12 protein-coding genes are annotated in these 12,688 nt (G+C 65.5%); 5 read left to right on the forward strand and 7 right to left on the reverse strand.

Annotated elements, in window-relative coordinates:
- Positions 1 to 40: 40 nt before the first annotated feature.
- From FNV92_RS02910 to FNV92_RS02925, 4 genes are all read right to left on the reverse strand, one after another.
- On the reverse strand, positions 41 to 1,534 hold the full coding sequence (locus FNV92_RS02910) for a L,D-transpeptidase family protein (RefSeq protein ID WP_244623776.1): 1,494 nt from the start codon (positions 1,532 to 1,534) through the stop codon (positions 41 to 43).
- 511 nt (positions 1,535 to 2,045) lie between these two features.
- Positions 2,046 to 3,008 carry an acetyl-CoA carboxylase carboxyltransferase subunit alpha gene (locus tag FNV92_RS02915; protein WP_143842335.1) on the reverse strand — a complete coding sequence of 321 codons (963 nt, stop codon included), beginning with the start codon at positions 3,006 to 3,008 and terminating at the stop codon, positions 2,046 to 2,048.
- Between the two features lie 321 nt (positions 3,009 to 3,329).
- The gene (xerD, locus tag FNV92_RS02920; RefSeq protein ID WP_143842334.1) at positions 3,330 to 4,286 is read right to left on the reverse strand and encodes a site-specific tyrosine recombinase XerD; all 957 of its coding nucleotides are present in this window, start codon (positions 4,284 to 4,286) and stop codon (positions 3,330 to 3,332) included.
- A 17-nt stretch (positions 4,287 to 4,303) separates the two neighbouring features.
- Complete coding sequence (locus FNV92_RS02925; protein ID WP_014439243.1) at positions 4,304 to 4,450, reverse strand: hypothetical protein; 147 nt, start codon at positions 4,448 to 4,450, stop codon at positions 4,304 to 4,306.
- Positions 4,451 to 4,620: 170 nt separating this feature from the next.
- Between FNV92_RS02925 and FNV92_RS02930 the strand changes: the two genes are divergently transcribed.
- From FNV92_RS02930 to FNV92_RS02940, 3 genes are all read left to right on the forward strand, one after another.
- A complete protein-coding gene (locus FNV92_RS02930; protein ID WP_143842333.1) occupies positions 4,621 to 5,244 on the forward strand; it encodes a shikimate kinase in 624 nt (207 codons plus the stop codon).
- Complete coding sequence (gene aroB, locus FNV92_RS02935; protein ID WP_143842332.1) at positions 5,241 to 6,389, forward strand: 3-dehydroquinate synthase; 1,149 nt, start codon at positions 5,241 to 5,243, stop codon at positions 6,387 to 6,389. Before FNV92_RS02930 ends, aroB begins: the two co-directional genes overlap by 4 nt.
- 93 nt (positions 6,390 to 6,482) lie before the next feature.
- Complete coding sequence (locus FNV92_RS02940; RefSeq protein WP_143842331.1) at positions 6,483 to 7,787, forward strand: HlyC/CorC family transporter; 1,305 nt, start codon at positions 6,483 to 6,485, stop codon at positions 7,785 to 7,787.
- 31 nt (positions 7,788 to 7,818) lie between these two features.
- Here the strand turns inward: FNV92_RS02940 and FNV92_RS02945 are convergent, their stop codons facing one another.
- The gene (locus FNV92_RS02945; RefSeq protein WP_014439247.1) at positions 7,819 to 8,094 is read right to left on the reverse strand and encodes a BolA family protein; all 276 of its coding nucleotides are present in this window, start codon (positions 8,092 to 8,094) and stop codon (positions 7,819 to 7,821) included.
- A 105-nt stretch (positions 8,095 to 8,199) separates the two neighbouring features.
- Here FNV92_RS02945 and FNV92_RS02950 point away from each other — a divergent pair, with 105 nt between their 5' ends.
- The gene (locus tag FNV92_RS02950) at positions 8,200 to 8,835 is read left to right on the forward strand and encodes a J domain-containing protein (RefSeq protein ID WP_014439248.1); all 636 of its coding nucleotides are present in this window, start codon (positions 8,200 to 8,202) and stop codon (positions 8,833 to 8,835) included.
- 461 nt (positions 8,836 to 9,296) lie between these two features.
- Here the strand turns inward: FNV92_RS02950 and FNV92_RS02955 are convergent, their stop codons facing one another.
- Positions 9,297 to 10,391, reverse strand: a complete 1,095-nt coding sequence (locus FNV92_RS02955) for a citrate synthase/methylcitrate synthase (protein ID WP_143842329.1) — start codon at positions 10,389 to 10,391, stop codon at positions 9,297 to 9,299.
- A gap of 75 nt (positions 10,392 to 10,466) precedes the next feature.
- Between FNV92_RS02955 and FNV92_RS02960 the strand changes: the two genes are divergently transcribed.
- Positions 10,467 to 11,687: a citrate synthase family protein gene (locus tag FNV92_RS02960; protein ID WP_143842328.1), complete on the forward strand. Its 1,221-nt coding sequence runs from the start codon at positions 10,467 to 10,469 to the stop codon at positions 11,685 to 11,687.
- Between the two features lie 33 nt (positions 11,688 to 11,720).
- On the opposite strand, the gene FNV92_RS02965 is transcribed toward FNV92_RS02960, so the two are convergent.
- On the reverse strand, positions 11,721 to 12,650 hold the full coding sequence (locus FNV92_RS02965) for a LysR family transcriptional regulator (protein WP_143842327.1): 930 nt from the start codon (positions 12,648 to 12,650) through the stop codon (positions 11,721 to 11,723).
- Positions 12,651 to 12,688: the final 38 nt, after the last annotated feature.

Raw genomic sequence — 12,688 nt, forward strand, 5'->3', positions numbered from 1 at the left:
TGACAGCTGAGGGCAGGGCGAGAGCGAAAGTCGCCGCCGCCTACTTCACCGCCCCAAACCGGCTGTCGAACGAGTTCGACTGCACCACCGGCGCGGCGCCCATGATCTGGGTTGCTTCACCGGTGCCATCCGACACCGACGGCTTCAGCGCGGGACGCGTCGCGGCAAGCCGCGTATCGGGCTTCGTCGGCTCGACCGGCTTCGCTGCAACGGCCGGCTTCGGCGCATCCTTTGCGGCGTCCTTGGACTTGTCATGCCCCGGTACGAACCGGGTCACCGCGGCCTTCAGCCTCGACGCTGCGGTGGTTGGCGTCGTCGACGCGGTGGCCGGAGCGACGGACGCGGTGGCTTGCGGCGGCGGTGTGGTCGCCGTGGTCTCGGCAGAGCCCATGCCCATCTTGCGGCCGAGGCTCGAGAAGAAGCCGGATTTCTCGGTCGGCGCGGCTGCCGCGACGCGCGTGTTGGCGGGGGCGCTGACGGCGACGACAGGCTCGTCCTGGGGCGAGGTCGTGACCGCGTCGAGATTCGGCTTCGGCGGATTGACATGTCCCGGGATTGTGCCCGGCGCCTTCGCCATCGCCAGCATCTGCAAGGTCGTGCCTTCGGCGCCCTCGGACAGGCCGGTCGATCCTTCGGGGATCTTGGCGGCGAAGATCTTGTTCATGCCGCCGTCGATGCCGGTGTTCATGCGCGCCACCGGCGTGCCGCGCGAGACCAGCTTGGCGTATTCGGCCTGGTCGCGCGCATCCTTCTCGCGCACGGCGCTGGCGATTTCCTCGGGGATCACATAGGCCGGGCACTTCGCGGAGGCGTCGAACACGGGATCGCGCTTGGCGTCGGGCGCCTTGGCTGCGTCGAATACGTATTTGCGCTCGCAGAAATCGACCTTCGGCTCCTGCCGCGTCACCTCGAAATGATCATAGCCTTCCTTGATCATCTTCCAGAACGGCATGTTCGGATTGTTCCGGTGCTTGGCCATGTTCACCGGCGTCATCTTGAACGGATAGGCCTGGAGCTGGAACGCCTTCTGGCCGCCGAAGAACGACTCGCGGCCGAGCGAATAGATTTCCGCGATCTGCTCGTCGGTCATCGCGTAGCAACCGCGCGACGAACAATCGCCGTGCACCATCAGCTGCGAACCGGTGCGGCCCAGGGCCTTGTCGAACGCGTTCGGATAGCCGGTGTTGAACGAGAGATAATAGGCCGACTGCGGATTCATCTGGCTCGGATTGATCGAGTAGAATCCCTCCGGCGCCTGGCGGTCGCCCTCGCGCACCTTCGGTCCGAGATCGCCCGACCATCGGCAGATCGGATAGGTCTTGAGCAGCGCGAATTGGCCGTTGCGGGCCTGCTTCCAGACCTCGAGCTCGGCCTCCTGCTTGAACAGGCGCACCAGGATCGGCGATTGTAGATCCATGTCCTTCTCGACCATCGCTGCGAGAAGTTTTGGCGGCACCGGCTGGTTGGCCTTGGCGTTGGTCGCGAGCGAAACCTGGTCGGTGTCGCAGCCGGCCAGCAGAACACTGGCCGTCATCAGCGCAACCGAAGCCAAGAGCGCGCGAGCAAGCGAACGAGAAATCAAGATGGACCCCACACCGTCCCGGGCAAGCAGCGCGAACCCCAATTCGAAGCATGGACCGACCGGACATCCGGACCCGCAGCGGCGGGTTTTTCAGACCACGCTCCAGCGCTTATGCCCTGAAGCCATTGATTAAAATTCTAACCTCTGGGTCATGTGGTCGCAACCCGAACGGGGATCACGAGCCCGTTGGCCCAGTCACATGGTCAACAGAGACTAAATGGACGCGACTTCAGGCTTTACTTGGGCCTATGGGCCCTAACCGAACTGAGATCGCTGATTTGGGCAAAAAAAGGGTTAACGCGGGGTTACCGGGGTGGCTCTTCGCCTCCCCCGCTTGCGGGGGAGGCCGGGAGAGGGCTCGCGCCGCATCGGGAATATCGCGTGAGGAAATACCCTCTCCCCAACCCTCCCCCGCAGGTGGGGGAGGGAGCGCACCGTCCCTACCGCACCAAAACCGTCCGAATCAGCCCAGTTTCCGGCCGATATCAAGGAATTTCTGCCGCCGCTGCTTGCGGATGGCGTCGCCGTCGAGGCCACGGAGCTCGTCGAAAGCCTTGGCGATGGCGTCGCCCGTGGTGGCGATCATGGCGGCGGGGTCGCGGTGGGCGCCGCCGACCGGTTCTTTCAGGATGCTGTCGATCACCCCGAACCGGAGCATGTCCTGGGCGGTGATCTTCATGTTGTTGGCGGCTTCCTGCGCCTTGCTGCCGTCGCGCCACAGGATCGAGGAGGCCGCCTCCGGCGAAATCACGCTGTAGATCGCGTGCTCCAGCATCAGGACCCTGTTGGCGGTGGTGATCGCGATGGCGCCGCCCGACATGCCCTCACCGGTGATGATGGCGATGTTCGGCACGGTCAGCGCCATGCAGGCATCGGTCGAGCGCGCGATCGCCTCGGCCTGGCCGCGCTCCTCCGCGCCGATGCCGGGATAGGCGCCGGCGGAATCGGCCAGCGACAGTACCGGCAAGCCGAACCGCTCGGCCATTTCCATCAGCCGCACGCATTTGCGATAGCCCTCGGGCCGCGCCATGCCGAAATTGTGCTTGATGCGGCTCTCGGTGGAATCGCCCTTTTCCTGGCCCATCACGCAGATCGCCTCGCCGCGGAAGCGGCCGAAGCCGGCGACCAGCGCCTCGTCCTCGCCGAACTTGCGATCGCCGGCGAGCGGGGTGAATTCGGTGATCAGGCCCTTGATGAAATCGTTGAAATGCGGCCGCTGCGGATGCCGCGCCACCAGCGTCTTCTGCCATGGCGTCAGGTTGGTATAGAGGTCGGCCAGCGCCTGCGCCGCCTTGTCCTCGATCCGCCCGATCTCCTCGCCGATGTCGCTGCCGGAGGCAGCTAACGCGCGCAGTTCGTCGAGCCTGGAATCGAGCTCGGCGACGGGCTTTTCGAAGTCGAGATAGCTGCGCATCTGGTCTGGCATCAACTCAATATAGGGGGACGGGGCGAGAGAGCGAAGCGAGGTTGGGGTCGCGGAAAGAAGTGTAGCTTCTTCAATGAGTTGGCTTGTGGGCGGTTCGTGAGCGGGCCAAATCATGCGGGAGGCCACGGCTCTTTCTGCGGAGATGTGGCCGAAGTCAAGGCGGTTTCCGCCTCTGCCTGTCGTCCCCGCGAACGCGGGGACCCATAACCACAGGGAGAAGTTTGGCGAAGACTGGCAGTGATGCGTTCCTCCCGCACGACCAACACCTTCCCTCGCCGATAAATCACGCGGTATGGGTCCCTGCTTTCGCAGGGACGACGGCTACTTCTCCGCCAGCGGGTGCAGGTCGCGCACTAGGCTCTTGAGCCGCTCCTCGACCACATGGGTGTAGATCTGCGTGGTCGAGATGTCGGTATGGCCGAGCAGGGTCTGCACGATGCGCAGATCGGCGCCGTTGTGCAGGAGGTGGCTGGCGAAGGCGTGGCGCAGCACGTGCGGGGACACCAGCCGGGCCTGTAGCCCGGAGGCGACCGCAAGCTCCTTGAGGTCGCGGGCGAAATGCTGCCGCGTCAGGTGTCCGCTCTCGCCGAAGGAGGGAAACAGCCATTTCGAGGCGGCGAGGCTGTTCTTCTTGTCGGCTTTTGCCGCTTCCGTTGCGCTGAGATAATCCGCCATCGCCTGCCGCGAGGCCTCGTTGAGCGGCACCAGGCGTTCCTTGTCGCCCTTGCCGCGCACCACGATCATGCGGGCATCGCGCTTGGCCGCCGTTCGTGGCAGCGCCACCAGCTCGGAGACGCGCAGGCCCGTGGCGTAGAGCACCTCGAGCAGGCAATAGAGCCGCAAAGCGCGTAGCCGCTGTGCCGGCGAGGCCTCCGCCGCCTCGCTCAATTCCTTGGCGCGGCGGAGCATACGGTCGACATCCGCGATCGACAGCACTTTTGGCAGGCCGCGGCCGCGCTTGGGGCCCGACAGGATCGCGGCGGGATCCTCATTGCGAATGCGTTCGTTGAGGAGAAAGCGGTAGAGATGCCGCATCGCCGACAGGCGCCGCGCGACGCTGGTGGATTTGAATCCGCGCGTGTCGAGATCGGCGAGATAGTCGCGCAGCGTCTGCGTCTCCGCATCCGCAAATGTATGTCCGGTGCGGCCGAGAAACTCGGAGAAATCGGTGAGGTCGCGGCGATAGGCATCGAGCGTATTGGGCCCGGCGCCCTGTTCCGCCGCGAGCATGTCGAGGAACAGGCCGGTGAGTTTTGCATCTGAGGGCTTTGCACGCATGCCCAGGAAGCTAGTCCCTATTTCTTGAGAAACTTATCCGGCGGGATTGTCACCGTCATTTCCCGCGACTTCGGGCTGACGAAGTTCGCCAGCGCGAAGACCACGCCATAGACGATGCCGGCGATCACGGCGACGACCGTCAGGAAGCGGAACAGGCTGGGCATCGTGCAGGGTCTCGGTAGGGCTCTTGGCGGGCAAATAAACCAATGAAATCATCCAACATGTTCGCCGTTTCGTGGCAAGAGTCCTCTGGCGAGGCCCCCTGCGGGGTCGTATAGGTGGCGAAAGGATGCCGCCTTTGGCGGCAGGTTGAGCAAGATCCAGAGCGAGTTTCATGTCCGACGCCGCGTTGCCGATCCAAGCTTCGCCTGAGGCCGACATCCTGTCGGCGCTCGGGTCGCGCTCGATCGTGCTCGTCGGCATGATGGGGGTGGGAAAATCCACCATCGGCCGCCGCCTGGCTCTCAGGCTCAAGCTTCCCTTCGTCGATGCCGACACCGAGATCGAGACGGCGGCCGGCATGACCATACCTGAGATCTTTGAGCACCACGGCGAGCCGCATTTCCGCGACGGCGAGGCCCGGGTGATTGCGCGCCTGCTTGACAGCGAGCCGATCGTGCTGGCGACCGGCGGCGGTGCCTTCATGCGCGAGGAGACGCGCAGCCGCATCGCGGCGAAGGCGGTCTCGATCTGGCTCAAGGCCGATCACGACGTCATCATGCGCCGCGTGCGCCGCCGCGCCGACCGCCCGCTGCTGCAGACCGCCGATCCCGAAGGAACCGTCACGCGCCTGCTCACCGAGCGCGAGCCGGTCTATGCCAAGGCCGACCTCACCATCGCCTCGCGCGACGTGCCGCACGACAAGATCGTCGAGGAGTGCATCGAGACGCTGCGGGCTCATCTGTGCGGCGAGCAGGCCGCCCAACCACCTGCCGACGTCGCGAGTGCCGTACGATGACTGCCCCCTTGAAACATTCCGACCCCGTCAACGTCGACGTTGCGCTCGGCGACCGCGCCTATGACATCGTCATCGGCCGCGGCGTGCTGGCCTCGCTTGGCGAACGGGTCGCGCGTTTACACCCCGGCGTGCGCACCGCGATCGTGACGGACCGGACCGTCGCAAAGCACTGGCTCGAGCCCGCCGAAGCGTCGCTCGCAGCAAGCGGTATCCCGACCTCGCGCATCGTCGTCGAGGAAGGCGAGATCTCCAAGACCTACGCCGGTCTGGAAAAGGTCGGCGAGGCCCTGATCGCCGCCAGGATCGAGCGCAATGATCTCGTCATCGCGCTCGGCGGCGGTGTGGTCGGCGATCTCGCCGGCTTTGCAGCCGCGATCCTGCGCCGCGGCGTCGATTTCGTGCAGGTGCCGACCTCGCTGCTGGCGCAGGTCGATTCCTCCGTCGGCGGCAAGACCGGCATCAACTCGCCGCAGGGCAAGAACCTGCTCGGTGCCTTCCATCAGCCGGTGCTGGTGATCGCCGACACGGCCGTGCTCGATACGCTGTCGCCGCGGCAGTTCCGCGCCGGCTATGCCGAGGTCGCCAAATACGGCGTGCTTGGGGATGAGGCCTTCTTCGCCTGGCTGGAAAAGAACCACACCGACATCTTCAAGGGTGGTCCCGGCCGCGAGCATGCGATCGCGACCTCCTGCCGCGCCAAGGCCGGCGTGGTCTCGCGCGACGAGCGCGAGACCGGCGAGCGCGCGCTGCTAAATCTCGGTCACACCTTTGGCCACGCGCTGGAGGCCGCGACCGGTTTCTCCGATCGTCTGTTCCACGGCGAGGGCGTCGCCATCGGCATGACGCTGGCGGCGCAGTTCTCGGCCAGGCTCGGCATGATCGGCGAAGCCGATGCGGCGCGCGTCGAACGTCACCTCATCGAGGCGGGCCTGCCGACGCGCCTGCAGGACATCGCCGGCTTCACGCAGGAGGGTCTCGCCGATGCCGACGCGCTGATGGCGCTGATGGCGCAGGACAAGAAGGTCAAGCGTGGCAAGCTCACCTTCATCCTGCTGGAGGCCGTGGGCCGCGCCGTTATCGCGAAGGATGTCGAGCCGGCGCCGGTGCGCGATTTCCTGCAAGAGAAGCTTGCGCAAAAGGCATGACGCGCGGCTGAACCGAATTTTGCCAAAGCGTTTTCGAGCGAAGTGGTACCGGTTCGCGCCAGGAAAACGCGTCAAGAGTAACTAGAGCGCTGCATGGACTGGCTCGGCTTCACCATCGTCATTCTCTGCCTGCTGGTCTCGGGCTTCTTTGCCGCGAGCGAAACTGCGCTGACCGGCGCCTCGCGCGCCAGCATGCTGCGGCTGTCCAAGCAGGGTAATCGCGATGCCGACGTGGTCTCGCAGCTGCTCGACATGCGCGAACGCCTGATCGGCGCGCTGCTGCTCGGCAACAACATCGCCAATATCAGCGCTTCCGCGCTTGCGACCTCGATCTTCACGGCCTGGTTCGGCGATGTCGGCGTGCTCTATGCCACCGGCCTGATGACGGCCCTGGTCGTGATCTTCGCGGAGGTGCTGCCCAAGACCATCGCCATCAACGCGCCGGACCGCATGGCGCTCGCGGTCGCACGGCCGATGCGGCTGACGATGTACGTGCTGGGCCCGCTGCTCAAGATCGTCGAAGTCATCGTGCGCGTGTTGATGCGGCTGTTCGGCCTCGCCGGCGAGCACCAGGCGATCCTGTCGCCGACCGAGCGCCTCCGCGGCGCGGTCGATCTGCTGCATCACGAGGGCAAGGTCGAGAAGGTGGACCGCGACATGCTCGGCGGCCTGCTGGACCTGCGCGAGCTCCAGGTCTCCGACGTCATGATCCATCGCACCGAGATGATGATGATCAACGCCGACCTGCCGGCGGAGGAGCTGGTGCGCGAGGTGCTGGCGACCGAATACACCCGCATCCCGCTCTGGCGCGAGAAGCCGGAAAACATCATCGGCGTGCTCCACGCCAAGGATCTCTTGCGCGCAATCCGCGCCGCCGACGGCGACACCTCGCGCATCGACGTCTCCACCATCGCGCTGCCGCCCTGGTTCGTGCCGGAGATGCGCCCGGTGTCCGAGCAGCTGAAGGCGTTCCGCCGCCGGAAGACCCATTTCGCGCTCGTCGTCGACGAGTACGGCGAGGTGGAAGGTCTGGTGACGCTGGAAGACATCCTGGAGGAGATCGTCGGCGACATCTCCGATGAGCACGACGTCGTGGTCGCGGGCGTGCGCGCCCAGCCGGATGGCTCGGTCGTGGTCGACGGCTCGGTGCCGATCCGCGATCTCAACCGCGCCATGGACTGGCACCTGCCCGACGAAGAGGCAACCACGGTTGCCGGCCTCGTCATTCACGAGGCGCGCTCGATCCCCGATCGCGGCCAGAGCTTCACCTTCCACGGCTTCCGCTTCCGCGTCCTGCGCCGCGAACGCAACCGCATCACCGCGCTCCGTATTTCACCGGTGCCGCGCGAGGCGGAGACGGAAGGGGCCAGGCCAAAGCGGGCCGGGACGTCGTTTTGACTCTTACCCTCCCGCGGAGGGGGAGGGTGAGCTAAGTCCCGCCTTCCCCCGGCGCCTGCGCATGGATCGCGAGCGCATGCACGCTGCCGGAGAGTTCCGCGGCCAGGGCCGAATTTATCATGCGGTGGCGATCGACCCGGCTCTTCCCTTTGAAGGCTGCAGACACGATATACACGCGAAAGTGCGTCTCGCCGCTCGGCCGATGGCCGGCGTGGCCCTCATGCAAATGTGACTCGTCGACGACCTCGAGGCTTTCCGGCTTGAAAGCTTCCCGCAACTTGTTGCTGATAGTGTCTTTCATAACCATGAGTGCCTTTCGTGCGCGTCATCGCCCCCCGTCAATGCCCGGGGTGCTCAGCTAATTGCAATGTCAAGACTTGAAGGTTTTTGCATTGCGTAGTCAAAGTTGGTCATGCCGATCGATTCATCAAAGTTCTTCGACTCCATCCGCGTCAAGCCGAAAGGCAAGCAGGCGGAAGTGAAGCCGCGCGACACCGTGGTCAATTGCGAATGGACCGGGTGTCAGAACAAGGGCGCCCACCGCGCGCCCAAGGGCCGCGAGAATTCGCGCGAGTACTGGCATTTCTGCCTGAACCACGTGCGCGAGTACAACCAGAACTACAATTTCTTCTCCGGTATGAATGCCGACGCCGTCGCGCGCTACCAGAAGGATGCGCTGACCGGCCACCGTCCGACCTGGAAGATGGGCGCCAATGGCGGCGTCAAGAAAGGCGCGGAGGCCGAGATCGATGGCGCCTTCGATCCGTTCAGCATGTTCGCCGAGCTCAACGGCCGCACCGGCTGGCGGAAGGGTCCGGAGGCCCAGCCCAAGGTCGAAACCCGCAAGATCATGAACGCCGAGCGCAAGGCGCTCCAAGTCATGGGCCTCGGACCCAGCGCCACGCTCGCCGACGTCAAGTCCAAGTACAAGGCGCTGGTGAAGCAGCATCACCCCGACGCCAATGGCGGCGACCGCTCCACCGAAGACCGCCTGATCGAGATCATCAAGGCGTATAATTATCTGAAGACGGTGGTGCGGGAGGCCTGAGGCCTCACCGCGCGGCGATTGGATGCCGCCCGCTCGTAAGCGGACGGCACTTTCAAAGTTACCTTGCCCGACAGACGCGGACGCGCTTGACGACGCGGCGTCCATGATAGCCGCGCGTGACGACGGTGCGTACGGTGCAGACTCTCCGCGGAACGTAATGATAGCGTGCGTTCACGACGTCCCCGGAAACCGATGCGCTGGAGATAGGGTGAGCCGGCAGCGCATTGGCGGGTGCTGCGAGTGAGGATAGAGCGAGCAGCATTCCTGCAGCGAGGGCGTAGGAGAGCTTTTTCATTATCATTCCTTTTCTTGTTCGCCCCCGATGACCTTCGTAGGGGCGAGATTGAATGCGTGGCCGGCGCTTTTGTTCCGGCTTGTCGCTGGGTCGCTGGGTCGCTGGGTCGCATGGCGAATTGCCGAACCAGATTCAGCGCCGACGGGCGCGGATAGGCCGCTCGCATTCAATCTGCAGGCATCGCCCCCACATACGACGAGCTCGGACGGATCAATCGTCCCGTCCGCTGCTGCTCGCGCGCATGGGCGGTCCAACCGGCGGCGCGGGCCACCGCGAAGATCGGCGTGAAGGCCTGCCTTGGAATGGCCAGCGCGTCGAGCAGGATCGCGGTGAAGAATTCCACATTGGTCTCCAGCGGCCGTTCCGGATTCTTCCTTCGCAGCGCGCTGCGGATATAGGCCTCGACCTCGCCGGCGAAAGGCAGGTCGGCTCCATCAGAGGCGAGCGCCTCGATCGCGGTCTTGAGCACATCGGCGCGCGGATCGCGCACGCGGTAGACGCGATGGCCAAAGCCCATCATCCGCTCGCCGCGAGCCAGCGCCGCATCCACCCAGGGCTGGATGCGCTCGCGCGAGCCGATGGCGTCGAGCATTTCCAGCACCGGCTCCGGTGCGCCGCCATGCAGCGGCCCCGTGAGCGCGCAGTAGCCTGCGGTCACGACGGCAAACAGATCGGCCTGCGTCGAGGCCACCACGCGCGCGGTGAAGGTCGAGGCGTTCATGCCGTGGTCGCTGGCGGTGACGAGATAGGCGTCGAGCGCGGTGACCTCGCGCGTTTCAGGCGCGCGCCCATGCAGCATCCGAAGCGTATCGGCGGCGTGGCTTGCGCTCGGATCGGGCGCGACCGGATCAAGACCCCTGGCGCGGCGGACCAGCGCGCCCGCGATCACCGGAAACGCGCCGACGATGGTCGCTTCGTGCGCAAGGCCGTGCTCGGCGCGAAGTCCGGCGACCGCTGCGCGAAACCCGTCGACGATGCCCATGCTGCCGGTCGCCGCCAGCAGCTCCGGCAGGAGCGCGAAGGCGCGCGCGCGAGCTGCGCCCAGGCTGGCCCGCACATCGGCTTCGCTGAGCGTGGTCTTGCTGGCGCCGTTCCAGAGCCGGGCAGTGACGCCCTCGAAGCTCGATGTGGCGGCGAGGCGCCCGACATGCTCGCCGGCGATGATCAGCTCGCCGCGCTCGCCATCGACATGGCTGAGCACGGTCTCGGCCGCGGAAACGCCGTCCAGCCCGGTCTGGCTTTTGGTGAGGTGGATGTTCATGGCCCAAATCTCCTTTGCAGGACGTGAAATTCAAGCCTCTCGACAGATTGATCAATCTTGATTACATAAATCAATATGAAAAATTCCAGTGAGCTCTACCTCTCCGCCCGGGAAGCCGCGGCCGAGCTCGCGATCTCGCCGGCGACCCTCTACGCCTATGTCAGCCGCGGCCTGATCCGCTCCGAGCCGACGCCGGACTCGCGCAAGAACCGCTACCGCGCCGAGGACGTCCGCGCGCTGAAGGAGCGCCGGGTGCCGTCGCCGGAGCCGCGCGGCCTGCGCAGCTTCGATGCCGACCTGCCGGTGATGGACACGGAGATATCGACCATCACCGAGGACGGCGCGATCTACCGCGGCGTCAACTGCGTCGATCTCGCCGAGGACGACACGCTGGAGCACACCGCGACGCTGCTCTGGGACGTCTCCGGCGTCGATCCCTTCGCGCCGGACAATCAGCCCGAAATCCCCGACGAGATGCGCGCGATCGCGGAAGCCGCGCGCCGCGCCGCGCCAATCGACCGCGCCATCGCCGTGCTGGCGCTTGCCGCGAGCGCCGATCCCCGCGCCTTCACCCGCGCGCACGACGGCCGCGCGCTGGTCGGCGGACGCATCGTCCGGCTGCTGGTGGCGACCATGCTCAACGCCGCGCCGTCGGCCGAGCCGCTGCACCAGCAGATCGCAACGGCCTGGGCGCCCGACAACAAGCATGCCGCCGATCTCATCCGCCGCGCACTGGTGCTGCTCGCCGATCACGAATTGAATGCCTCGACTTTCACCGCGCGCTGCGCGGCCTCGACCGGCCTCAACCTCTATGATTCCGTCATCGCAGGGCTAGCGGCGCTGAAAGGCCCCAAGCACGGTGGTGCCGGCGTGCTGGCCTCGCAGCTCGTCAAGACGCTGATTGATCGCGACGTCGAGCCGCTGGTGCGCGAGCGCGTCGCGCTCGGCGAGCACTTCGCCGGCTTCGGCCATGGCGTCTACAAGCGCGGCGACCCGCGCGCGCAGTCGTTGCTCAACGCGCTCTCGCGCGCCGGCGCACCGCGAAAGTTCACACGGGAAGTCCCGGAGCGGATCGTCGAGGCGACCGGCGAGCTCGTAAACATCGACTACGCGCTCGCGGTGCTCGTGCACGCACTGCGCCTGCCGGCGGGCAGCGAGCTTGCTTTGTTCGCGATGGCCCGCAGCGTCGGCTGGATTGCGCATGCGAGCGAGCAATTGCAGTTCGGCAAGCTGATCAGGCCGCGGGCAAGGTATGTGGGGCCAGCGCCGGGGCGGAGGGCAGCAAGCGCAGGCTAGAAAGTCTGAGCAAGCGCGCGCACATACGTGCCATCAGCTCAGACTTCCAGCGAAGCGCTCAGCAAGCCTGTTCTTCCTGAACGCGTCCATCACCCAGTCCACGAAGGCTCTTGTCTTCGCGGGCACCAGCTTACGCGACGCATAGTAAATCGAGATCGCGCCAGCGTCGCTGTACCAGCGTGGCACGAGACGTATCAGCGAACCATCTTCGAGCGCGGGCAGGACGTCGGCAGTCGCGAGCATGGCAACCCCGAGGCCCAACAACGCCGCCTCACGCATCGCCGCGGGATCGTTGACGACGATGGATTCGGACAACGATCCCTGAGCCTCGCGTCCTGAAACATCGCGCATCATCCAGTGCCGGATGCGCCCGGTTTGCAACGAGCGCATCACGATGCCGTTGAGAGCAGCTAATTCGTCCGGCCTGGTCGGAGGTACTCTCCCGGACATGTAGGCCGGGGACGCCACGGCGACGACGTGCGCCGGCGCGAGCGTTCGGCTCACAAGACCCGGCGACAACTCGAATCCGCCTCCAATCGCCGCGTCGTAGCCCTCGCCGATCAGATCGACCTGGCGATTCTCGAAATGCCATTCGGGGCGGACCTGCGGATACCGCGCGAGGAAAGCGGGAAGCAGCGGAAGGATATGAGCTGCGCCGAAGCTCGGCGGAAGGCTCACTTTGAGGCGTCCAGCAGGCTCTTCGTTTCCGGTCGATATCCCTGCAATGGCTGCCTGAAGGCCCTCCAGATTGTCGGCGATCGCCGAGCGAAACGTCTCGCCTGCCTCTGTCAGCGTCAGCTTCCGCGTCGAACGATGAAACAGCCGGACGCCGAGATTGCGCTCCAGCATGGCGACGTTGCGGCTCACGGCGGCCGGGGTCACCGAGAGACGCCGGGCGGCCTCGGAAAAGCTGCGGCATTCGGCGCTGCGGAGGAAGGATTCGAGGTTCGCCAGAGTTTCCAACGATCTATTCTCAAGCAATCATTGAAAATCTTACGATA

Origin of the sequence: Bradyrhizobium cosmicum, from assembly GCF_007290395.2 — a bacterium.
In the GTDB taxonomy this organism is placed as follows: Bacteria; Pseudomonadota; Alphaproteobacteria; order Rhizobiales; family Xanthobacteraceae; genus Bradyrhizobium; species Bradyrhizobium cosmicum.